We start from the raw sequence: 22,361 nt of genomic DNA, 5'->3' as shown, positions 1-22,361 counted from the left end.
TACGATGACGAAGAGCAGTCGTTAAATTGAGTTAACTCCGCGCTGGCATCATGGATGTCATGCGCGCTTCGCCGGACAAGCGGCCTCCGAAGACTAGAGCAGGCTCAGCTCATAGACGTAGAACGCGAGCGCCGCCGTTGCGAGCGGCACCCCGGCAATGTGCAGGACGCTCAGGGATTTCCGCAGCCAGCCGACCGGCTCGATCCACTTGTTCACGCGCGCGATCGTAATGGCGATGATGATGCTCAGCATCAGATAGCTGAATAGGAACATCCGGTCCGACAGCGTCTCGACGTTGGCATCGAGCTTCGGCAGCGCCAGATAGAGCGCCACCGCCGAAAGCAGCGCCGTCACCTGGATCGTGACGATCGCCTCGAAGTGATGGGTCGAAATGAATATCGACAGATAGGCGATCATCAGAATGAAGCCGAGCGGCACGACAACGCGCAGGAAATAATCTGTCGTCTGCCGCTTCATCAGCCAGACGAAATTCGCTTTGTAGAACGGCACGACGCTCGGCTGGAGCGTCTGCGCATCGACAGTCCGCACGAAGTCTTCGTCGTATCCGACATACTGATCCTTCGGCAGCCAGCCATCGACGTTGACGAGCCTGTCGCGCAAAGTGTCCGGCGGCGGCTGCACGATGAACGGCGCGTTGTTGCTCTTGGGCTGGATATCGATCGAAAATCTCTGCGTATCGAAGGGATAGTCGAGCAGCTGCGGCTCGAACAGGAACTTGCCGGACACACGATAGATCTTCATGTGGTCCGGGAATGCTTCGCTTTTGCCGCCGTCATGAATCTGCCGGACGGTGATCTGCCGGTCGTTTGACCCCGGCTCCAGGTACGCGTTCGAGAATTCGATCTGCTCGATCGACGCACCGCCACGATCGTTCATCGACAGATAGAAGTCGGCGAGAAACGTCTTCTCGTTGTCGTCGATGTGCTCGGCCCGAATGAGATCGATATCGGCGTAGAGCGTATCGATCCGCTGCATGCTGTTGTTGCGCAGATGCACGAATTGCAACGGTGCAAGCTGAGCATGTCCGAGACCGCGCGGCAGCATGAGGATCATCGGCGTTCGCGCCGCAGCGCGCGACGCTTGTTGGAACGACCAGTTATCGAACCGACCCTGGAACGTCCCCCGCCCTTGCACATAAGCAGATTGCAGCCGTTGAACGATCAGGCTGCGAAGATCCGGCAGGCTGGTCGTCGCGTCCTTTCCTCGCGCCGCTTCCGCGATAAGCCCGACCATGTCGGCATATTGCGTCCCAACCGACAACGCCCGCATGTTGTCGTCATCTACGACGCTCAGAGGAACATCCTCGTCGCGCGCTTTGCATTTGCCACTTTTCCATCCCGGCGCGGCGTTGTTCTTCGCACCCTGGAAAATCCAGGCGTCCGGGTCGGGGGATTCCGAGACAAGCTTGCGCAGCCGATCGTTGTAGACGTCAGGAAATCCATCCCACGCGAGCTGAAAGATGTCGTTGGGATAAGCGGCATCGCCATCGAGTCCGAGCGAAGTTATCCGGCCGGTGACGAATGCCGGTGGGGTCAGACCTTCGGTCTTGAACTTTTTCAGGACGTCGGCCGTACGGCTCCCGCCGACGCTGAGAAACACGAAATCGATATTTTTGCTCTTGAGATCGGCAATCGCCGAAGCGAGTTCACCCGGATCGAGGAGATCGTCGCCGACCATATGCAAACGGTGATCGGCGGCCATGACGCCCGGCCCGAACAGCTTCGTCAGCGCATCGCCGAAATTGCTGCTCGCCAGCTGCCCGTCGAGACCAATGAACGCGGGCCGCGCAATCTTCATCTGCTTCACGAATTCCGCGATGACCGGCATGCGCTCTTCGTCTTCGGAAGGCCGGGTCGTGAAGACATTCGGATAATCGGCGATGAGCGCGGCTACCGAAATATCGGAAACGAATGGAATGCCCGTCTTTTTGATATCCTTGCCCGACGCGTCGAACGCAGCCTTCGCGCGCGTCGCATTCGACATGCCGATCATCGCCAGCGTTTGGGGATCGGACAGCGCGAGGCCCATATTGGCCGCCGCTTTCTTTTCATCGCGCTGATCGTCGAGGAACGTCAGTTGCAATCGGCGACCCGCAACGCCGCCATGGCGATTGATGCGGCGCTGCTCTTGCACGGCAAGTCGCCTGATGGCGGCCACCTGCCCGTTGTCGTAACAAAGGTCGTCGCGCGACGATATGAAGATGGGAACGCTCAGCGGCGGCCGTTGCGCTGCTTCGACGTCATCGACGGAGTCGACGCTGACCGGCATGCTGGCACTGACGATGACCGTGAATATGGCGATCAGAATCGCGGTCGCCCGCCGCAGCAAAATGGACGCCGTGCCGCGCATGCGGTCCTTGAACAACTCACGATCCACCTGATCCCACCCGACGATTGCTTCCGTGCCCGAAAAAGCCGAGAGCCGGCCTACCCCTCGGCCCGCCGCGCTCCTTTTAGCAAAGCCGTGCCTTTAAAGAATGGAGAAATTAGGTTTCTGCCTGGGCCCCGCCAAAAACCGCGCACGCGCGGCCCGCCGGAAATGAATATCCGGCCCGGCATCGCGATCCTTTCGGCCTTAAGGCGCGCCACTCTTGCTGGCGCTAGGGCCTCCGCCTACGTTTCGTCCGGCTCGCCTGCCCCTTTGGAGACCGCATGCCGTCCCAATCTGCCCACTGGACCTCCCGATTGATGCCGTGGCGAGCGCCGATCGACGAAAATGCCGTTCAGTCCGCACGGGCTGCGGTGGCGCACCTGAAGCCGGCGGTTGTCGTCACGGGCGGATCGCGCGGCATAGGACTGGCGCTTGCGAAGCGCTTCATCGAAGCGGGCCACCCGACCGTCATCGTTGCGCGCAATTCGCTGAACCTCACCGAGGCCGTCGCCGCATTGAAGGCTGCAACCGGCGTCGAGCCGATTTCGATCCTATGCGACGTCACCGAGCCCAACGCCGCGGACGTCATTTCATCCGCGCTGGCTGGCGCGAATTTGTATCTCGACGTGCTGGTCAACAATGCCGCGATGGGCCTCGCCGGACCGTTCCTTGAACAGACGCCGCAGGAAATATCACGCCTCGTTGCACTGAATGTCGAAAGCGTGACGCGGCTCACACGTGCAGCGCTACCCGACATGATTGCGCGCCGTCAGGGAGGTGTATTGAATGTCACGTCTGTCGGCGCCTACGTGCCCGGTCCCAATCAGGCGGCCTACTACGCCAGCAAAGCTTACGTTCTCTCGCTGACCGAAGCGATCGCCAGCGAAGTCGCCGGCCACGGTGTTCGCGTCTCGGCATTGGCGCCGGGTCCGGTCGAAACCGGATTTCATCACGACATGGGCGCGGAAAATTCCCTCTATCGCATGATCGTTCCGTCCATGACTGCCGACCGCGTCGCGAAGAGTGCGTATCGCGGCTTCATGTTCGGTCAGCGCGTCATCGCGCCGGGCGTATCCAACCTCGCATTCGTCGGCGCGTTAAAGGTTCTTCCACACATCGTAACGGTGCCGATCATGCGCATGCTGCTGAAACGGGATTTCTTCCAGCGTTAAGCATCCGTTGGGTTCCCGTTTGCTTTATCGCAACCAATTTCGGTTTATGTAGCAGGAAACCTGGAGTGAGGTATCGCGTATCCGGGTACTCCTCGCGGCCACGCTCTGCGGGCTCTTAAGGGCTCGGTAAATGCAGCGTGGCCGCGCCCCATTTCTCCAGCATCTCAAACAATATCTCGCCCAGCCGCTGCCCTGATCGGGTCAGCCAGCGACCGCGTCAGAACCTTTGCCCTCGGGACAGTGCGCCGCCGGCGTGCTATGTAGCCGCTCGACAAAACAAGGGGTCGCTCGAACCGGCCTCGCCGGATCCTGGAAACACCCGCCGTGCCACAACCCGTAATTGCCGCAACCGGGCTTTACGTTCCGCCTCATAGCATCAGCAATCAGGAACTGGTCGACGCCTTCAACGCGTTCGTCGCATCGTTCAACATCGAGAATGCGGCCGCCATCGCCGACGGAACGGTCGCGCCGCTGCAGCCCTCGTCCGCCGAGTTCATCGAGAAAGCATCCGGCATCAAATCGCGCCACGTGATGGACAAGACGGGCATTCTCGACCCCGCCGTCATGCGGCCAATCCTGCCAGAACGCCCGAACGACCAGATTTCGGTCCTCGCCGAAATGGCCGTCGCAGCCGCCAACGATGCGTTGGGCCGTTGGGGAGGAGACAAAAGCAACATCGGCGCCGTCATCTGCGCGGCATCCAACATGCAGCGCCCCTACCCCGCGATGGCCGTCGAAGTCCAAGATGCACTCGGGCTGAGCGGATTCGCGTTCGATATGAACGTCGCCTGCTCGTCAGCGACATTCGGCTTGAAAACGGCTGCCGATTTCATCGCCAGCGGCTCGACGAAAGCCGTGCTGATGGTCAATCCGGAAATCTGCTCCGGGCACCTGAACTTTAGAGATCGCGACAGCCACTTCATCTTCGGAGACGTTGCAACTGCCGTCGTCGTATCCGGATCTGAAACGGCCGGTGCGTGGCGCATTCTCGGCACCCGTCTCAAGACGCAATTCTCGAACAACATCCGCAACAACTTCGGATTTCTCAACCGCGCGGCACCTGAAGGTATCGGAAAACCCGACAAGCTGTTCGTTCAGGAAGGACGCAAGGTCTTCAAGGAAGTCGTGCCGATGGTGTCGGAAATGATCCTGTCGCACGCGCGCGACATCGGCGTCGATCCGCGCAGCTTGAAGCGCCTCTGGCTGCATCAGGCCAACATCAATATGAATGAAATGATCGGCCGCAAGGTACTCGGGCGCGAGCCGCGCGCTGACGAGAACGTCATCATTCTCGATACGTTTGCGAACACGTCATCAGCCGGTTCGATCATCGCATTCCATACCGCGAATGAGGATTTTTCCGCCGGAGAGCGGGGCCTCATCTGCAGTTTCGGCGCGGGTTATTCCGCAGGCACCGTATTTGTCGAAAAGATTTGACCGCCGCGAACGCGGCTACGTCGTTTTCCGGAACGGTACGACGATACTATCTTGGATGACCATCTCACGAACGACGTCGATCAGCCGTTGCCGCGGGAACGGTTTCCTGATCAGCGGCATCTGCTGATAAGCTTGCGGAAGTCCCTCCCGCCCGTAGCCGCTGACGAACGCGAACGGAATTCCTCGCCGGACAAGAACGGCGGCCAGCTCGTCGACGGGATCACCGGCGAGATTGGCGTCCAGCAACGCGGCGTCGATGTCCTCGGTTTCGACCAGCGTCAACGCCCTACGCAGCGTGGTCGCCGGACCGACGATCTCGCAACCTTCGTCCTCCAGGCTTGCGACCATATCCATCGCAATCAACGGCTCGTCGTCGACGACGAGGATGCGCTTGCCCGCAACGGTATTCGGTTGCTGCGACGACTTCAGTCCTTTCACGCCCTGGGGTCCCTCGGTCGGCGGCCTGTGATACGAACCGCCGATGCTTGTTTCCGTCTCCGGAAGCGGCAGGATGACCTCGCAGGTAACACCTTCGGCCTCGTAACGGATCGACGTCACGCCGCCGTGCGCTTCGAGGCTTTTTTCGATGAGAGTCGTCCCAAAGCCGCGTGACTGCGGAACCGTGACGGTCGGGCCCCCGCGTTCCTGCCATTGCAGAACGAGCTTACGCTCGGTTTCGGTGCGAACCATCCAGCGGATGGAAAGCCGTCCGCGTCGATCGGAGAGCGCGCCGTGCTTGATGGCGTTCGTCGCAAGCTCATGCAGGACAAGGCTCAAATGCAGCGCAGCTTGTGCATTGAGCATCACCAGCGGACCGGAACACGTGATCCGCTCGTCTTCGCTATCGCCGAACGGCAGCTGATCGCGGATGAGCTCGGAAAGCTCTGCGCCCTGCCACGTCGACTGAGTGAGAAGACTGTGCGTCTTCGCCAGCGATTGCAGCCTGCCGCCGAAGCTCGCTGCGAAATCACTAGGGCTTTTCGCCCGATGAACCGTTTGATTGGCAATCGACTGAACCGTCGCCAGCGTATTCTTTACGCGATGATTGAGTTCGCCGATGAGTAACTGCTGCAAGCCCTCGGCGTGCTTGCGTTCCGTGATGTCTCTGCCGACTTTGGAGGCGCCGATCAGATTACCGGACTTATCGCGCATGGGCGATATGGTCACGGAAACGTCGATGCGCCGGCCGTCTTTTGCGAGACGTACGGTCTCGAAATGATCGATGTGCAGACCTCGGCGGATGCGCGCGAGGATCTCTTCTTCTTCGTAATGCAGTTCCGATGGAATGATGCGCGTGATCGGCTGGCCTATGATTTCGTCGGCCGTATATCCGAAGATCTTTTCAGCACCCGCGTTCCAGGTTGTGACGATGCCGTCGAGTGTCTTGCTGACGATCGCGTCGTCGGATGACGCAATGATTGCCGCAAGCCGCGCGGCCTTCAGTTCGTTCTCGCGCGGGACGGTGATATCGCGGGTGATTGAGAGCTGACCGGTTTGCCCATCGAGCAAGCGGATAGGGACGGCATGCGTTTCCATCCGCCGGCGCGTTCCGCGGAGCCCGATAATGTCGAACGTCCACATCAGCCGCTCGCCCTTGCAGACACGCTCGTGATTGGCCTGCCAAGCGTCGCGGAACTCCGGCGCAATAAGGGAAAGAACCATCGTCCCTTCGACCTCGGCGCCCGGCTCGGCTTCGACCATTCCCAAGCCGGACGGGTTCATCCGAACGAGACGTCCGTCAGGCGCCACGATCTTGATGCACTCCGGACTGGCCTCAAAAATAGCCTCGAGCAACTGCCGATCGTTCTCGAAACGGCATCCCTCTATCGCGTCAGAACTTTGATCGGGATGAGAAATTCCCTCTGAAACGGGGTCGTCCTTCATAGCACTTATAACTGCCCCTGCGCGCTGAACCTGTCCGACAGACAGACGGCCCATCCAAGCTCAATGAAACATTCAACGCCTGGAATTGGTTCCATTTCAACCGAGATCACGCAAGGCTGGCTGCGAGGTTGATCGTCAGCGCCAAGACCATGGTGTTGAAAAAAAATGAAACAATGGCGTGCAAGGTCGTCAGCCTTCGCATCGACTTTGAATTAATCATCACGTCAGACGTCTGCGACGCGGCTCCGAACGAGGTCGAAAAATAGAAGAAGTCCCAATAGTCGGGCTCTTTATCTTCAGGAAAATTAAGAGCTTGCGGCGCATCTTTGTCGGCCGTCCGGCGCGGCGCATAGAACTCGTGAGCATAGTGCAGCGTGAACACCACCTGCGTCACGAGCCACGATATGACGATCGTCGCTGCGGCAAGCCCGACGAAAAAGAGCTTGCCGTCGGTCGTGGCGCCCTTGGCTTCGCCGATGATGCCAAAAATCGCGGCAAAGCTTGAGAAAATTGCGAGTAGCACCACCACGAGAATGACGATGGCGCTGTCGTCCTGGCGTGCCGCTCGCCGCTTCAGCGCTTGTCCCGAGCAACTCGACATCACGCGAAAAGCCATGATGAGATAAACCCCGCCGCCGGCGCACCACGCCATCGCTTCGCGAACCGGGCCGCGAAAAGAGTTCGGCAGCAGCATGAGTACGGCTAAGCCGGCAATCGCGGCAGCGAAGGCGCGCGGCCGCAGGGCGAGTGAACGCCAGACCGAATGCGGACTGTACCACGCCGCACGCTTGCGAACCGTCGCTGAGCTGTCCATGGGGTTACACGTATCCTGCCGGTGGAGAACTCTGAATAGACACACGCCCAAACGCGTCTGCAAGCCACAAGTTCGGCGGTCGCCCCCTTTAACAGAACCAAATTCATTCGAGCGATTCGGGCAATAAACGTCAGTTCTGTGAGGATAGGTCTTGTGGCCTATGGCCTCCCGCTGAATAGCGAACCACGTCGATAAAGATGTCTCCTCAGCACGACGCACCCCGAAAGGTCAGGAGCCACTTACCATGGGACCTGCGCTCGCATCCGATACCAAACGATTGCCTTTGTCCGCGGAGACACGGCCACTGGTTGCCGTCATCGAAGACGATTACAGGTCGTCACTCGCACTCACGATGCTCATCGACGACTGGGGCTATGCCTGCATTGCCGCCCGAAGCTCTCGGGAAGCCATTCGCACGCTCGGCGTACGTATGGATCAGATCGCGGCGATCGTCACGGATATCGAGATCGACGGTCAGATGCGCGGCGTCGTCGACGCGCTCGCCATTGCATCCACTTTAGGCCGTTCCATTCCAACGATCGTGACCACGGGCCACGGAGATTACGTCGCGGATTGCAAACCGTTTCCCGTCATTCGCAAACCGTTCGATCCCGATATCCTGCACGCTTGGCTTGCTCAGAAGCTCGGATATCGCTGAGCCCGATCTCCGGTCGCGCTTGCACGAACGGATCTGCAGTCAGCGCCGCGTCGCTAGTTCGGTGCGGTTTCGGGCGCCGAAATGCGAAAAGAGCGCCGCAAGGTGAATCTTCACCGTGCCTTCCGCGATCTCGAGTTCGCGCGCGATTTCCTTATTCGAAAGACCGCGCCGAACGCATTCGAGGACATCGCGCTGGCGCGGCGAAATCGGCTTCGAGGCCGTTGCGCTGCTGGCGCTTGCCTTCTCGGTCAACTCCGGTAGCGGTGATCGAGCCGCCACCGTCGAGCCGTGAGACGTCATGAATCTCGGGACATAGATACGCCCATCGAGGATGTCCCGCAGCGCCGCAACGATTTCATCATCCTGCAACGACTTCGGTACATAGCCGCCAAGCCCGGTCGCGACAGCTTTTAGGACATCGCTGCGCTCTTCCGAGCCTGAGACGATCGCCACGCGAACGTCCGGGTACGTCTCTTTGATGACACCAAGACTTTCAGGACCGGAAACGCCGGGCATCGCCAAATCGAACAGCGCAAGCCCGATCCCATCAAGCTCCGACAAACGATCCAGCGCCGCATCGAAGGTCGCCACCTCGACGACGGTGTTGAATCCAAGCCGGTCTTTCAACAGATAGCTCAGGCCCGTGCGATAAAGACTGTGATCGTCGGCCACAAGCACCGCATCTCGTTTAGCATTCATCATGGGGCGACTCTGCGTTTTCAATCGGAACCAACATGCTCTTCGGCAGCGCGTTGGCGCGCTGCAGCTCTGCCCGCCTTTATGACCGCATGAAGCGTTGCAACAATCAGCTCTGGATCGGCAGGCTTCGTCAACCACGGCCTCCCAGATTTGGCAAGTGTCGCCAGCGTCACCGAATCCGTTCCGCCCGACAGCACGAGCGCCGGAATAAAACGGCCGGTTTCGTGAGACATCCGGCTGATGAATTCAAGACCCGTTTCTCGATCGCGTAAATCGAAATCGAGTATCGCAACGTCGATTGTGAGGCCATCCGCGAAAGCCGCCTCCGCGTCTGCGGCCCGCTGATAACCATACACGACGTTGCCGCGGTCTCTAAGATCGCGGCTCAGCGCCGCCACAATCAGTTCTTCGTCATCCAGAACGAGAATACGGAAGCCGTGAATGTCGGCTTCGTCCTTGGCGGCACCGACAGCTAGCGGCATGGCCTCGATCACGCGCTGCGGCGGCAGAACGATGGTAAAGCGCGAACCCTTCTGCCACCGCGAGCACACGACAATCCGCATGCCCAATAAGTCGGCATAGCGCCGCGCGATCGACAACCCGAGACCAAGCCCATCGTTGGCGCCGCGTGCACGTTGGTCGGTACGAGAAAACTCTTCGAAGATCTTCTCGTGTTGCTCCGCCGACAGGCCTGGACCACTGTCGTAGACGTCGATCATGCGCTGACCATTCCTGCGCCGCGCAGCCAGAATTACGCCGCCCTCATGCGTGAACTTCAGCGCGTTCGAAACCAGATTTCGAATGATCGTCTCGAGCAGCGCCGGATCAGTCTCCAGCGTCCAATTCTGAGAGCGGCTCAAGAATTTCAGCCCGTTCTGTTCGGCCTCGACCTTGAAGCCGACCGACACGCGTTCGATGACATCCGCCACCGACACAGCAACTTTTGTCGGCTCAATCAGCTTCGCATCGAGGCGCGAGACATTGAGCAATGCGTCGAACATGCCTTTGAGGCCGTGCAACCCTTCTTCCATCTGTGCGACCAGAGTGGTCGCTTCGCCGCTCTGCACACGCCGCGACAGCGCTCTCGCGAACAGCGTGAGCGCGTGCAGAGGTTGCCTGAGATCGTGGCTTGCCGCCGCGAGGAAGCGAGACTTGGCTTCGGTCGCCTGCTCGGCCTCGGCTTTAGCGCGCTCGAGCCCGATATTCTGCTCGGCGAGACGTTGCGTGCGTTCCCGCACCTGGCTTTCGAGCGTCTGATTTGCCGCTGCGAGAGAAGCCCGTTGCGCTCCGAGTTCCGCGACCATCGAGCGAAGCGATTGCGCCAGCACGCGCGCCTCGTCGTAGCCATCGACGGCCGGAAAATCGACCTGGCGTCCACGGCGCAAGCCCTCCGCCGCATCCGCGAGTTGGAGCAAAGGCCGCGAGAGCTTTCCCGCGAGCATCCATGCGAGAATGGCGGCCAGCGCGGAAAACGCGATACCCCAGAGAACAATGTTCCGCTGCAGGCTTCTGACCGGTTCGAACGCCAGCGTCTGGCTTTCCCGGATCAGCACGATCCAATGCAGGCCCGGATACGACCGGTAGCCGTCGCTCTTGGAAAATCCGGTGACGTACGATTGCCCGTCTGGCCATTGTTCGACCGTGAAACTCGCGACCCCCGCGCGCGCATCATTGATGCTCGGAAGATCCAGCTTTTGGCCGGGGATATCGTCTGGACCGAATAGAATCTGCTTCTTGTCGTTCAAAACGATCACGTCCGCATGGATCGAATTCTTCATGCTTCCAAGCAGCGTGTCCTTCACCTCTTCGGCCCAGTCCGCACTGAGTGTCGCGCCGAGCACGCCGAGCGTCTCATCGTCGTTGAACACGGGAACAGCGAGGTCGATGAAATCGGTCACGCGACCAGAGGGCGATTTCTCAGGACCGCTTTCACCAACTTTCACATCTCCGACGTAGGGTTCATCGATACCCTTTTTATACCACTCCTGATCTCTGACGTTCTGGCCTTCGCGCACGCCGCCGGTCGAGCTTTCGATCCGGCCGTCGCTGTTCACGAACCCGATCCAGGAATAGTCGGCATATGCCGTCTGGAAGCGTTCCAGTGCCGCGCGCAAGGAAGCCGGTGTTTCGGTTTTAGAAGGTATCTTCGCAATCTCCGTCATGTCTTCGAGAGATTGCAGACGCTCGAACATCGCACGGTCGAGCTTGTCCTGCATTTCATCCGCGAGCAGCGCCAGAGATCGGCCGATCTGCAGTTCCAGACGCTTCACGGCATCGTGCGCAATGACGTAGGAAACCGCTGCGGTCAGCAGAAGCGAGACGACCGAAATCGCGGCCGCGATCAGCACTTTCAAGGAAACGCGTCGCATCAGGTGTCCGTCTTCCACAGGACCGGCGGCAGCCTGAAACCCAATCGGGTCCGATATCAAGCCGGTTTGCATTAAATCTCGGTATGCTGGCCGCTCGATGCTCTGACCGCCTCGTCGCAGAGACGCCGAAAGCGCGGGCCGGGTAGACCGTCCGGCCTAATTGGCAAATTGCTTGTCTTAGACCGCACCGCTGAATGGTTTCTGAAACGTATCGGGCGCAGTTAGCTGGTGCGCGCATGCTTGAACTTGATGCCAGGCACCTCGTGCGCAAGCTTAGCAGGAGTTACCGATGCAAACCCCCCAGAATGTCGCCAAGCTGATACCCCTGAAAAGCAAAGAGCCCCCGCAGCAGCTCAAGTTCGCGCCGCATATCGGCAGGCTCGCCGCATTCCTCCAACATCATGAGCACCTGAACAGCCACGCGCGAGCCGAAGCCAACATCATAGAAGTCAGACGCTCAGATGCAGAGATCGCCTTCCATCTCGGCATCTCGATGACGGCTCTCGAACAATGCTTCAGTGAGTTGATACGCCAGAAGGTCATCCGGCTGCGCGGCGCGTTCCAGATCGAAATCCTGAACAGCACACGCTTGTCTGAGTTAGCGCGATTGAAGCCCTAAAGCTCTCACTCGCGCCATCTCGTCCCCGAGAACCAGTCCTCGAAGACGCGCGCCCTTCACCCCCAAGCGCGCCACTTCGATAGAGGTCCAGCTTCCCCCGCTGGGCCTCTTCTTATGTCGTAGGCGAACACGCGCACTCAAACACCGAAGCGCGGTGCGCTGCTCAGTGCTCTTTATCCGACGACAAATTCTGCTGCACGGGAATGTCGTGCCGGGCCATCAAATCGCGCCAGTCGGCAACGTGCTTTTCGAGCGTATCGATAACAGACCGGGTAATGGTGTCGTCTTCGTACGGCCCGTTCACCAGCCGCGCCACGCCCGACTTCCAGAATGCAAGTTGGCCTTCGAGTGTCGACAGCTCTCTGTTTGCCCATTCGATCATTGCGAATGTCCCCGTAGATGTGCCCGCAATCAATTTATAACGAATTTGATGGTTTTCGAAATCACGACACGAACGTCTCGTGAAGTATCCCCAGCGCCGCACATGTCGCGCCCACCCAGCCGCGGCAGCCGAAACCTAGGAAAAAACCGCATGCGGCGCACGTAATACTTCGCAAATCTGGGCAGCATCGGGGCAACCGAACGCCCGCCTTGTGAATTTGACACGCCAACGCCGTCGTCCCCGAGCGGACGGCATGAAGCCGTCACGAGATTATCCCAATATTTCGCTTCTTGGCGCCCACGACCCGATTGCAGAAATTCGCCGAGCGACTAACTAAGCACTCCTTTGTTTTCAACGCAGCCACCAGGACCACTGAGATGAAATCCACAAACACGCTGATCGCACTCGCCTTGTTCGCCGTTCCCCTCGCGGCACACGCCGAGCCGAGCGGCAACGTCGAGATGGCGTTTGTTCCGAGCACGATGGACGTCACGCTGCTGAACGAAAACGGCAAGTTCGTCACCGTCGACATGAAGAAAATCGCCAAAGGCGAAAAATGCCGGATGGATAAAGACTCCGTCATCATGAAGGTCGGGCCGGGTGCGACAGCAAACACCGTCCGCGTTCGTTATCTCGCGCCTCAGCTCAGCCATGGCGGCTGTCCGTTCATGACCGAGTTCGAGCTGTCCGACGCAGATTATACCTCGGCGCGCTCGGCCTTCACGGCGAAGACCGATGAGGCTTCCAAAAAGGTCGAGGATTTGAAGAAGCAGCTTGGCACGAAATGGAACGAGATCACGGGCAAGAAGGCCGATCAGTGATCTGAGCCGTCTTATCCGCCGAACAAAAACGAAGGCCGGAAGTGTTCAGCTTCCGGCCTTCAACGCATGATCATCAGAACGATGGGATAAGATCAGCATCCGCGGCTTTGCATGCAGCGCCCGTAGCCCGGCTCTTCGACTCCCCACTGCCCGAAGCAGCTGTGCCGGGCTTCGCGGCAACGATCCTGCTGCGGGTTGTCCTGAGCGCCCGCCGCCGCAGCGCCTGTCATCGGCACATCGACGAATACGTTGAGTCCGGGATTCCATCCCCAGCCAGGACCGCCAGGACCATGCCCGCGTCCGGGACCTTCACCCGCGATGGCCGAGCCGGTCATTGCCACCGCTGCGATGACGACATACCCGAAGACTTTCATGGCCGCTCTCTCCGCTGGCGATACCGGAAAATTTCTCCCGAGCGAGCGTCAGCGTAAATGATTGCGGTCTGGTATACGGGTGGCCCAATTCCAAGCTGAGGTTTCCGATCGCGAAATTTTCGCCCCATAGCGGAACGATCCACCCTCGCGCCAGCCGAGCGGACCGTCATCGACGCGACATGCGGCCTATACGAACACCGGCGGCGGTGCGATCGCGTTTTCAGGCGCCAGCCAGGCAGGTACCGGCAGGTTCTTGGACGCCAGAAACGCCGGGTTGAACAGCTTCGATTGATAGCGCGTCCCAGAATCGCAGAGCATGGTCACGATGACATGGCCCGGCCCAAGCTCACGCGCGAGCGCTACGGCGCCCGCAATGTTCACGCCGCTGGACCCGCCGACGCAGAGCCCCTCCTCCACCACCAGCTGATGCACGAGGGGAATCGACCGCGTATCGGGAATCTCGAATGAAAAGTCCGGCGCAAAACCTTCGAGGTTTTTCGTAATGCGACCCTGGCCGATGCCTTCCGTCACCGACCCGCCGTGCGCTTCGAGAACGCCGCGCGTATAGAAGGAATAGAGCGATGCACCGGGCGGATCCGCAAGAGCGATCTTCACGGATTTGCTCCGCGCCCTGAGTCCGAGCGCAATTCCCGCCAGCGTTCCCCCTGTCCCGACGGCCGCGACGAAGCCATCGACCTCGCCGTCGGTCTGCCGCCAGATTTCTTCCGCCGTCGTCCGCGCGTGTCCGTCGCGATTGGCGACGTTATCGAACTGGTTCGCCCAGACCGCGCCTTCTGGTTCCGTTTTCGCAAGCGCCTCGGCAAGACGTCGCGAATAATGCACGTAGTTGTTGGGATTTGCGTAAGGCACCGCCGGCACTTCGACGAGCTTCGCGCCGAGCGCGCGAACAGCATCCTTCTTCTCGATCGATTGCGTTTCCGGCATCACGATGACCGTGCGCAATCCGAACGCCGAACCGAGTGCCGCCAAACCGATCCCGGTGTTTCCGGCCGTGCCTTCGACGATCACCCCGCCGCGCTTGATCGCACCACGTGACAACGCATCCTCGATCAGGAACAGCGCCGCTCTATCTTTCACCGACTGCGCGGGATTCATGAACTCGGCTTTGCCGAGGATCGTGCACCCCGTTTCTTCGGAGGCGCGACGAAGCTTGATCAACGGCGTATTGCCGACGGCATGAATGAGAGTGTCGGCATAAGCCACGAAGCGCGCCCCTTTTACCTATCAGAGATAAGAACAGGAGATGACTATGCCGCCGGCAACCTCGGCGTCAATCTGGGTGAATTACGGTCGGAACGCTCACCCGTTTACTTGCCGAGCCAGATCGTCCCGCTTTTGTTTGTCACAGGAACACCGACGGCATTTCCATATTCCGTCCAAGATCCATCGTAGTTGCGAACGTCGTATCCGAGGATACGCTTCAACGCGAACCACGAATGGCTCGAGCGTTCTCCGATCCGGCAATAGGTGACGACCGGTTGTGATCCGTCGACGCCTTTCGCGGCATAGATGGCGCGGATTTCATCGACCGGCTTAAACGTGCCGTCGTCGTTCACGATCGTCCCCCAGGGCACATTCTCGGCGCCAGGAATATGTCCAGCTCGAATCGAAAGCTCCTTCACGCCCTCCGGCGCGAAAATCTTTCCGCTATATTCGTCAGGCGATCTGATATCGATGAGCTGCCCGGCGGTCCGCCCCTCCGCGATCGCAAGAACATCGACGAGGCGCGCCCGCAAGCGGTCATCGCGTCCCGGCAGGGCAATCGCCGTTTCGGAAAAGCTCGGCACGTCCGCGGTAACCGGAAGCGCACGCGCCTCCCAGAGCTTTCGGCCGCCATCGAGCAGCCGCACATTCTCGCCGAGACCATAGATCTCCAGAATCCACGCACCCCACGCCGCGAACCAGTTGTTATGGTCGCCGTAGATCACGATCGTCGTATCTGGCGTGACGCCGGCTTTACGCAGACACGTCTGAAGTTTGTCCCGCGACGCGATATCCCGGTTCACGGTATCGACTAGATCGACATGCCAATCGAGATTGACCGCACCTGGAATATGAGCGCGCTTATAAACGTCGGGATCGACGCTGACCTCGAATATCCTGACGGTCGGATTGTTCAGATTATCTTTGACCCAATCAGCCGTAACGAGAGGACTTGCGCCTGCCTCTACCATCGGAAATCTCCCTTTCGTTTTAAAGTGCGGATTTGCAAATCGTCCCGATATGACCGCATGTCCGACGAAGATATTCTGAGCTCGGTCTATGGATTGCAGATCCTTGCCACCCGCCGATCGCAGCTTGAAAAAATTTCTCGGCTTTTCGCTCAGATCAGCAAACCAGTGCTTTAGGTTTTCGGAAACATCGGCGGTTCGCAGCCCGCAATTCAATTTTATACATCGTAATGCGATATAATGAGAGACGCACATGCGCTATCGAGACGCAATGGTCGATTTTATGCGGTTAGCTCGAAGCGGCGGAAACGCGAGCGTGTGCGCGCAAGCGTCCGATCATTCCTTCATGTAGACCGGCGCCGGACCGGCGCCATCAGTGATCGAAAGAATTTCGAAAGGCGCTTGTTTAGCCCCCGGCATGCCGGGAGAGCCTTGCGGCATGTTCGGAAGCGACAGGCCCTTGATGTCGGGCTTTTCGGCGAGCAGGCGCTTAATCGGACCAACGGGAACATGCCCCTCGATCACATACTTGTCGATCGACGTCGAGTGACACCCCTGAAGCTCTTTACGCACGGATGATCGCGGCGGAGCATCCCGCATCTCAGCACGTTCATGCACCGTGACATCGAAACCGTTTTCACGAAGATAATCCGCGTATGCATCACAGCACGTGCAGCCCGGCTGCTTATACAGCGTCGCAGCGATTTTGCCGTCCGCAGCCGCCAGCCCCGACATCGACGTCAACACGAGAATGGCTAAGGCTAGGCGTTTCACAGGCGGCTCCTTCTGACATCGATCTCTGCGTTCGCGCTCGATCGACGGCCAAGGTTATTGACACTGATCGACCCCGACAACCCGAAAGCGCCAAGCCTTCGCGACAAGCTGGTATACCAAATACCGCCAATCCACCGCGTCAACCTCACTCGCGCTGTTGGCAGGGGCGACTAAGGACATGTTACAAGCAATTCACTGGCGACCCAGGCGACGCCCGCCCATATTGCGATGCATGATGAGGTGTGCCACTTTGCGTCCATGACGAAGCGGTTGTTCCAGCGCTGGCTTGCAGTTCTTGGCATGGTCGCCATGCTGAGCGCGGTCATGGTCATGCCGTTGACCGCCGCCTACGCCTCCCCCATGTCAGGCCACGCCGGCGCTTTTGCCACGATGGCGATGTCCGGCACAGCCGACGAAATGCCCTGCCACAAGACCGACAAATCGCACCCGGATTGCCCGCAGAAATCCTGTCCGGATATGGGCAACTGCCTGGTCAAATGCTTCCAGCCGATGTCGGCGCCGATCGTTGGAACGGTGCTTTATCGTGATGCGGTGGTTGACCGGGTTGCACCAACGCCCGCGCTTGTGACCGCCGGGTCACTGATCCCGCCCTTACTCCGACCTCCGAGCGCCTGAGCCCGCGCCAAATGGCGTGACTTCGGTCGCGACCCCGTGTCGTGGCCGCTGTGCGCATGACCATCGTGGCCTGCGCGGATTCAAGCACAATCGGAGACATTCAACATGCAACGTCATTCATTGCGCGCGGCCGCCGCCGGCGTCGCGCTTCTCGTAGCCATGGCCGGTTCGGTCCGGGCCGACAGCAAGGACTACGAGTTCCAGCTTCTCGACAAGGAAGTGAAGCAGGGCGCTGCGGTCTTATCAGTGAAACTGGTCCACAAGCCGTCTGGCCGCGCCATCTCGGATGCCGTGATCTTCGCCACGCGCATGGACATGGGGCCTGCCGGGATGGAGATGATGACCGCGCCCATCGAGGCGGCCTCATCGACGGAACCTGGTGTCTACCAGTTCAAGACCTACCTCGGCATGGCCGGGGAATGGGCCTTGTCTCTTGGCGCCAAGGTCCAGGGCGAGACCGGCACGGTCGAGAACAAGCTCGTGCTCAAGGCCGTCCAATGAGCCCCTTGATCAAGGGAACGGTCGCCGCTGCAGCCATCATGGCTGCGGTGGGTGCCGGGCTGTGGGCGGGCCAGACAGGTTTGCTCAAGCTGCCGCTCACCCCTGCCACGGGGATCACCGAAAACAAACCCGAAGCGACTGGACCGGTGATCTACTACCGCGATCCAGACGGCAAACCGTTCTATTCGCTCGAGCCCAAGACGGCTGATAACGGCAAGGCCTACATAACCGTCCACGCGAGCGAGGACATATCACTCGAGCCGAAGCCCAAGGCGGCGGAGACGCGGACGGCGGATACGTCCAGCAACAGTAGCGCGAAGAAAATCAAATTTTACCGCAACCCGATGGGCCTGCCCGACACCTCGCCGGTGCCGAAGAAGGACTCGATGGGGATGGACTACATTCCCGTTTACGAGGGCGAGGACAGCGACGACAGTTCCATCAAGGTTTCGCGGGGGAAGATCCAGCACACCGGCGTCGAGACCATCGCCGTCAGCAAGCGGCCGCTGGTGCGGACGATCCAGGCTCCGGGCGTGGTGCAACTCGATGAAAGTCGCATCGTGGTCGTGGCGCCGCGCTTCGACGGCTACGTCCAATCGATCGGGCCGGTCACCACCGGCACCCACGTGATGAAGGGTGAAATGCTGGCCCGCGTGTTCGGCCAGGAGGTGCTCAACGAAGCCGCGCGTCTGCTGATCGAGCAGAACTCCGGCTCGACCCGCAGCGACGGAGCCGCCTCACCTTCAAGCCTCAAGGGACCCGCTGGCGTCATCGGCGCCACGCGGCGGCTCGAAAACCTCGGCGTGCCGCATGAATTCATGGAGCAGGTGAAGCAGGACCGGCAGGTGCCCGACACCTTCGTCTACCGCGCACCCATCGACGGCGACATCATCGAAAGGAATTGGAGCGACGGCCAAGGCTTCAAGGCCGGCGACGTCGGCTTCCGCATCGCTGACCATTCCGTGGTGTGGATGATGGCCAACGTCGCCGAGGGCGACATCGACGCGGTGAAGCCGGGAGAATCCGTGAAGGTCACGACGCGCGCGCATCCCGGCCGCACATTTATGGGCAAGGTCACGGTCATCTACCCGCACTTGACGAAGGAGACGCGCACCATCCCGGTCCGCATCGAGATGCCAAATCCGGACATGGCGCTGCTGCCCGATATGTACGGTGATGTGGAGATCGCAACCGGCAATGCCACGGCACTCACCGTGCCGTCCAGCGCGGTGATCGACAGCGGTAACCGGCAGGTGGTGCTGGTCGACCTCGGCAACGGTCGCTACGAGCCGCGCAAGGTCAAGCTCGGCCGCCGCGGCGACGGATACGTCGAAGTGGCTGGCGGCGTTGCGGAAGGCGACAAGGTCGTTTCCAACGGCAACTTCCTCATCGACGCTGAAAGCAACCTGCAATCCGCCTTAAAGACCTTCCAGGCGACCTCGACCACGGGGGCCAGCCGATGATTGCGCGTCTGATCTCCTGGTCAGCGAGGAACCTGACGCTGGTGTTTATCGCCACCGCCTTCGCATTGGCGGCGGGCGTATGGGCCGTGAAAACTCTGCCGCTTGATGCCATCCCCGACCTGTCGGACACGCAGGTCATCGTCTACACGGAATTCCCGGGGCAAGCGCCGCAAGTGGTGGAGGATCAGGTCACCTATCCGCTCGCCACCGCGATGCTGACCGTGCCGCGCTCGAAGGTCGTGCGCGGCTTCTCGTTCTTCGGCGTTTCGTTTCTCTACGTCATCTTCGAGGACGCAACCGACATCTATTGGGCGCGCTCGCGCGTACTCGAATACCTCAACGCCGCCGCCAAGCGCTTGCCCGCCGGCGTCACCCCAACGCTGGGTCCTGACGCCAGCGGCGTCGGCTGGGTCTATCAATATGCTCTGCAATCCAAGGACAAGTCGCTTGCCGACTTGCGTTCGATACAGGATTGGAACCTGCGCTTCGGACTCTCCAAGGCAGGCGGCGTTGCGGAAGTGGCCAGCGTCGGCGGCTTCGTCAAGCAGTACAGCGTGGTGGTCGACCCGAGCCGCCTCCGTAGCTTCAACATCTCCCTCAACACGGTCAGAGAGGCGATCCGCAACAATAACATGGACGTCGGCGGCCGCACGCTGGAGCTGGCGGAGCACGAGTTCATGGTGCGCGGGCGCGGCTATCTCAAAGGGGAGAGCGACCTCAAGGCGATCGTGCTCAAGGCCAACGCCGGAACGCCTGTTCTCTTGAAGGACGTGGCCAATGTGGAGATCGCTGGCGACGAGCGCCGCGGCATCGCCGAGTTGAACGGCGAAGGCGAAGTCGCGAGCGGCATCGTCCTGCAACGCTTCGGCGCCAACGCGCTGACCGTCATCGACAACGTCAAGCAGCGCCTCAAGGAGATTGCGCCCTCTTTGCCGCCCGGAGTTGACGTCGTGCCGGTCTACGACCGCTCGCAGCTCATCCACCGTGCCATCGAAACCTTGAAGCACACGCTGATCGAGGAAAGCCTCGTCGTGGCAGCGGTGTGCATCATCTTCCTACTGCACTTCAGGAGCGCGCTGGTCGCCATCCTGATGCTGCCGGTCGGCATCCTGATCGCCTTCACCGCCATGCGCGCGCTCGGCATAGGCTCCAACATCATGAGCCTCGGCGGTATCGCCATCGCCATCGGCGCGATGATCGACGCAGCCATCGTGATGATCGAGAACGCCCACAAGCATCTGGAGCGGGCGCCGAAGGACAAACCGCGCATCCAGATTCTCATCGGCGCAGCGGCGGAGGTCGGCCCCGCGCTGTTCCTGTCGCTGCTGATTATCACCGTGTCGTTCTTGCCGATCTTCACGCTGGAATCGCAGGAAGGGCGGCTGTTCGGGCCGCTGGCCTTCACCAAGACTTTCGCCATGGCCGCAGCCGCGCTGCTCTCAGTGACGCTGGTGCCGGCGTTGATGGTGATTTTTGTGCGCGGACACATCATCCCCGAGGAGAGGAATCCCATCAACCGCGCACTGATCGCGATCTACCGCCCGGTGATCAAAACCGTGCTCAAGGCGAAGACGCTGACCATTGGAATCGCCGTCATCATCCTCGCCGTTTCCATATGGCCGGTGACCAAGCTCGGCAGCGAGTTCATGCCGAACCTCAACGAAGGCACGCTGCTCTACATGCCCACGACCTTGCCGGGGCTTTCCATCACCAAGTCGGCGGAGCTGCTGCAAACGCAGGACCGCATCATCAAGTCGTTTCCTGAGGTGGATTCGGTCTACGGCAAATCGGGGCGGGCGCAGACAGCCACCGACCCCGCGCCGACCGAAATGTTCGAGACCATCATCAATCTCAAGCCGAAGGAGGAATGGCGTCCCGGCGTCACCACCGACAGCCTGGTGGCGGAGATGGACAAGGCGTTGCAGTTTCCCGGCGTCTCCAACGCCTGGACCATGCCGATCAAGGCGCGCATCGACATGCTCTCGACCGGCATCCGCACGCCGGTCGGAATCAAGATCATCGGTAACGAGCTCACCGAGATCGATGGCGTCGCGCGCCAGGTGGAATCCGTGCTCAAGGGTGTGCCCGGAACCTCCAGCGCCTACGCCGAGCGCGTGCTCGGCGGCTACTATCTTGAGATCGTCCCGAACCGCGAGCGATTGGCTCGCTACGGCCTGGCGGTCGCGGACGTGCAGGAGGTGATCTCGATGGCGCTCGGCGCCGAGCCGATCACGACCACGGTCGAAGGGCGGGAACGCTATACGGTCACGGTGCGCTACCCGCGCGACCTTCGTTCCGACCCGCAGGCCATCGCCAAGGACGTCGTGGTATCGCTTCCGGGCGGCATCGGCACTGTGCCGCTGGGCGAAGTGGCGGACATCAAACTGACCCAAGGGCCGACCGCCATCCGCACCGAGAACGCCAAGCTCGCGACCTACGTTTACGTCGACATCCGCGACCGCGACCTCGGCGGCTACATCGCCGATGCCAAGACGGCGGTGGAGGCGCAGGTGAAGATGCCTCCAGGCGTCTATCTCGTTTGGAGTGGCCAGTTCGAATACATGGAACGCGCCGAAGCCCGTCTGCAAATGGTTGTGCCGGTAACGCTGATGATCATCTTCCTGCTGCTCTACCTCAACTTCCAGCGACTGACCGAGACCATGATCGTGATGCTGTCGTTGCCGTTTGCTCTCGTCGGCGGTTTCTGGCTGATGTGGTGGCTGGGCTTCAACCTCTCCGTCGCCGTGGCCGTCGGTTTCATCGCGCTGGCCGGCGTTGCCGCCGAAACCGGCGTCATCATGCTCATCTATCTCGACAACGCCATGCGCGAGGTTCAGGCCGAGTGCCTGCTGCATAAACGGCCCTTCACCCGCGAAGACCTCTACGATTCGATCATGGTCGGCGCCGTCGAGCGCGTACGGCCGAAGATGATGACGGTGGTAGCGATCATGGCCGGGCTGTTGCCTATTCTCTGGAGCACCGGGACCGGCTCTGAGGTGATGCAGCGCATAGCCGTGCCGATGATCGGCGGCATGGTTTCGTCCACACTGCTGACACTCATCGTGATCCCGGCCATCTATGGCCTGGTGAAAGGCTGGCGCCTTCCCTCCAAGACGCAGCTACATACGCAGATCGGAGTCACAAGCCCTGCGTGAGCAGACGAGCGCCCGAACTC

19 protein-coding genes are annotated in these 22,361 nt (G+C 60.3%); 9 read left to right on the top strand and 10 right to left on the bottom strand.

Translation table 11 applies throughout. The features are described from left to right. Positions 1-93: 93 nt before the first annotated feature. On the bottom strand, positions 94-2,397 hold the full coding sequence (locus HYPGJ_RS01935; protein WP_052750754.1) for an ABC transporter substrate-binding protein: 2,304 nt from the start codon (positions 2,395-2,397) through the stop codon (positions 94-96). A 275-nt stretch (positions 2,398-2,672) separates the two neighbouring features. Here HYPGJ_RS01935 and HYPGJ_RS01930 point away from each other — a divergent pair, with 275 nt between their 5' ends. Together HYPGJ_RS01930 and HYPGJ_RS01925 are read left to right on the top strand one after the other, a co-directional pair. Further along, complete coding sequence (locus HYPGJ_RS01930) at positions 2,673-3,563, top strand: SDR family oxidoreductase (protein ID WP_046845613.1); 891 nt, start codon at positions 2,673-2,675, stop codon at positions 3,561-3,563. Positions 3,564-3,887: 324 nt separating this feature from the next. Beyond that, on the top strand, positions 3,888-5,000 hold the full coding sequence (locus HYPGJ_RS01925) for a beta-ketoacyl-ACP synthase III (protein WP_046845612.1): 1,113 nt from the start codon (positions 3,888-3,890) through the stop codon (positions 4,998-5,000). Positions 5,001-5,015: 15 nt separating this feature from the next. Here HYPGJ_RS01925 and HYPGJ_RS01920 read toward each other — a convergent pair whose 3' ends face one another. Beyond that, positions 5,016-6,884, bottom strand: a complete 1,869-nt coding sequence (locus tag HYPGJ_RS01920) for a PAS domain S-box protein (RefSeq protein WP_046845611.1) — start codon at positions 6,882-6,884, stop codon at positions 5,016-5,018. Positions 6,885-6,990: 106 nt separating this feature from the next. After that, entirely contained in the window at positions 6,991-7,698 is a 708-nt protein-coding gene (locus tag HYPGJ_RS01915; protein ID WP_046845610.1) for a DUF1345 domain-containing protein, read from the bottom strand. 244 nt (positions 7,699-7,942) lie between these two features. Between HYPGJ_RS01915 and HYPGJ_RS01910 the strand changes: the two genes are divergently transcribed. Next, the gene (locus tag HYPGJ_RS01910) at positions 7,943-8,356 is read left to right on the top strand and encodes a response regulator (protein ID WP_046845609.1); all 414 of its coding nucleotides are present in this window, start codon (positions 7,943-7,945) and stop codon (positions 8,354-8,356) included. A gap of 39 nt (positions 8,357-8,395) precedes the next feature. Here the strand turns inward: HYPGJ_RS01910 and HYPGJ_RS01905 are convergent, their stop codons facing one another. Both HYPGJ_RS01905 and HYPGJ_RS01900 read right to left on the bottom strand, forming a co-directional pair. Beyond that, positions 8,396-9,055, bottom strand: a complete 660-nt coding sequence (locus HYPGJ_RS01905) for a response regulator transcription factor (RefSeq protein ID WP_046845813.1) — start codon at positions 9,053-9,055, stop codon at positions 8,396-8,398. Between the two features lie 20 nt (positions 9,056-9,075). Next, on the bottom strand, positions 9,076-11,424 hold the full coding sequence (locus tag HYPGJ_RS01900; protein WP_046845812.1) for an ATP-binding protein: 2,349 nt from the start codon (positions 11,422-11,424) through the stop codon (positions 9,076-9,078). A gap of 289 nt (positions 11,425-11,713) precedes the next feature. Between HYPGJ_RS01900 and HYPGJ_RS01895 the strand changes: the two genes are divergently transcribed. Next, complete coding sequence (locus HYPGJ_RS01895) at positions 11,714-12,043, top strand: helix-turn-helix domain-containing protein (RefSeq protein ID WP_046845608.1); 330 nt, start codon at positions 11,714-11,716, stop codon at positions 12,041-12,043. 163 nt (positions 12,044-12,206) lie between these two features. Here the strand turns inward: HYPGJ_RS01895 and HYPGJ_RS01890 are convergent, their stop codons facing one another. Further along, on the bottom strand, positions 12,207-12,425 hold the full coding sequence (locus HYPGJ_RS01890) for a hypothetical protein (protein WP_046845607.1): 219 nt from the start codon (positions 12,423-12,425) through the stop codon (positions 12,207-12,209). Positions 12,426-12,802: 377 nt separating this feature from the next. On the opposite strand from HYPGJ_RS01890, the gene HYPGJ_RS01885 reads away from it, so the two are divergent. Next, a complete protein-coding gene (locus tag HYPGJ_RS01885; protein ID WP_046845606.1) occupies positions 12,803-13,246 on the top strand; it encodes a hypothetical protein in 444 nt (147 codons plus the stop codon). Positions 13,247-13,338: 92 nt separating this feature from the next. Here the strand turns inward: HYPGJ_RS01885 and HYPGJ_RS01880 are convergent, their stop codons facing one another. The 4 genes from HYPGJ_RS01880 to HYPGJ_RS01865 form a co-directional block, all read right to left on the bottom strand. Continuing rightward, positions 13,339-13,620, bottom strand: a complete 282-nt coding sequence (locus HYPGJ_RS01880; RefSeq protein WP_046845605.1) for a hypothetical protein — start codon at positions 13,618-13,620, stop codon at positions 13,339-13,341. 186 nt (positions 13,621-13,806) lie between these two features. Then, positions 13,807-14,844: a cysteine synthase A gene (locus HYPGJ_RS01875; protein WP_046845604.1), complete on the bottom strand. Its 1,038-nt coding sequence runs from the start codon at positions 14,842-14,844 to the stop codon at positions 13,807-13,809. Between the two features lie 104 nt (positions 14,845-14,948). After that, complete coding sequence (locus HYPGJ_RS01870) at positions 14,949-15,815, bottom strand: sulfurtransferase (protein ID WP_046845603.1); 867 nt, start codon at positions 15,813-15,815, stop codon at positions 14,949-14,951. Positions 15,816-16,148: 333 nt separating this feature from the next. Next, positions 16,149-16,586: a DUF411 domain-containing protein gene (locus HYPGJ_RS01865; RefSeq protein WP_046845602.1), complete on the bottom strand. Its 438-nt coding sequence runs from the start codon at positions 16,584-16,586 to the stop codon at positions 16,149-16,151. A 258-nt stretch (positions 16,587-16,844) separates the two neighbouring features. Here HYPGJ_RS01865 and HYPGJ_RS01860 point away from each other — a divergent pair, with 258 nt between their 5' ends. The 4 genes from HYPGJ_RS01860 to HYPGJ_RS01845 all read left to right on the top strand — a co-directional run bounded on the left by HYPGJ_RS01860 (position 16,845) and on the right by HYPGJ_RS01845 (position 22,341). Next, the gene (locus tag HYPGJ_RS01860; protein WP_046845601.1) at positions 16,845-17,222 is read left to right on the top strand and encodes a hypothetical protein; all 378 of its coding nucleotides are present in this window, start codon (positions 16,845-16,847) and stop codon (positions 17,220-17,222) included. 105 nt (positions 17,223-17,327) lie between these two features. Next, on the top strand, positions 17,328-17,723 hold the full coding sequence (locus HYPGJ_RS01855) for a FixH family protein (protein ID WP_046845600.1): 396 nt from the start codon (positions 17,328-17,330) through the stop codon (positions 17,721-17,723). Then, positions 17,720-19,186, top strand: coding sequence for an efflux RND transporter periplasmic adaptor subunit (locus tag HYPGJ_RS01850; RefSeq protein WP_046845599.1), 1,467 nt, complete (start codon positions 17,720-17,722; stop codon positions 19,184-19,186). Before HYPGJ_RS01855 ends, HYPGJ_RS01850 begins: the two co-directional genes overlap by 4 nt. Beyond that, positions 19,183-22,341, top strand: coding sequence for an efflux RND transporter permease subunit (locus tag HYPGJ_RS01845; RefSeq protein ID WP_046845598.1), 3,159 nt, complete (start codon positions 19,183-19,185; stop codon positions 22,339-22,341). The genes HYPGJ_RS01850 and HYPGJ_RS01845 overlap by 4 nt, the downstream gene beginning before the upstream one ends. Positions 22,342-22,361 lie beyond the last annotated feature (20 nt).

Source organism: Hyphomicrobium sp. GJ21 (assembly GCF_001006785.1).
Classification (GTDB): Bacteria; Pseudomonadota; Alphaproteobacteria; order Rhizobiales; family Hyphomicrobiaceae; genus Hyphomicrobium_B.
The sequence above is the reverse complement of the archived record's forward strand: the minus strand, read 5'-3'. Positions and strand labels throughout refer to the sequence as shown.

Coding starts and splice junctions, on each gene's coding strand:
- HYPGJ_RS01930 (WP_046845613.1), top strand. CDS start 2,673: ATGCCGTCCCAATCTGCCCACTGGACCTCCCGATTGATGCCGTGGCGA.
- HYPGJ_RS01920 (WP_046845611.1), bottom strand. CDS start 6,884: ATGAAGGACGACCCCGTTTCAGAGGGAATTTCTCATCCCGATCAAAGT.
- HYPGJ_RS01915 (WP_046845610.1), bottom strand. CDS start 7,698: ATGGACAGCTCAGCGACGGTTCGCAAGCGTGCGGCGTGGTACAGTCCG.
- HYPGJ_RS01910 (WP_046845609.1), top strand. CDS start 7,943: ATGGGACCTGCGCTCGCATCCGATACCAAACGATTGCCTTTGTCCGCG.
- HYPGJ_RS01905 (WP_046845813.1), bottom strand. CDS start 9,055: ATGAATGCTAAACGAGATGCGGTGCTTGTGGCCGACGATCACAGTCTT.
- HYPGJ_RS01900 (WP_046845812.1), bottom strand. CDS start 11,424: ATGCGACGCGTTTCCTTGAAAGTGCTGATCGCGGCCGCGATTTCGGTC.
- HYPGJ_RS01895 (WP_046845608.1), top strand. CDS start 11,714: ATGCAAACCCCCCAGAATGTCGCCAAGCTGATACCCCTGAAAAGCAAA.
- HYPGJ_RS01890 (WP_046845607.1), bottom strand. CDS start 12,425: ATGATCGAATGGGCAAACAGAGAGCTGTCGACACTCGAAGGCCAACTT.
- HYPGJ_RS01885 (WP_046845606.1), top strand. CDS start 12,803: ATGAAATCCACAAACACGCTGATCGCACTCGCCTTGTTCGCCGTTCCC.
- HYPGJ_RS01880 (WP_046845605.1), bottom strand. CDS start 13,620: ATGAAAGTCTTCGGGTATGTCGTCATCGCAGCGGTGGCAATGACCGGC.
- HYPGJ_RS01870 (WP_046845603.1), bottom strand. CDS start 15,815: ATGGTAGAGGCAGGCGCAAGTCCTCTCGTTACGGCTGATTGGGTCAAA.
- HYPGJ_RS01860 (WP_046845601.1), top strand. CDS start 16,845: ATGACGAAGCGGTTGTTCCAGCGCTGGCTTGCAGTTCTTGGCATGGTC.
- HYPGJ_RS01855 (WP_046845600.1), top strand. CDS start 17,328: ATGCAACGTCATTCATTGCGCGCGGCCGCCGCCGGCGTCGCGCTTCTC.
- HYPGJ_RS01850 (WP_046845599.1), top strand. CDS start 17,720: ATGAGCCCCTTGATCAAGGGAACGGTCGCCGCTGCAGCCATCATGGCT.
- HYPGJ_RS01845 (WP_046845598.1), top strand. CDS start 19,183: ATGATTGCGCGTCTGATCTCCTGGTCAGCGAGGAACCTGACGCTGGTG.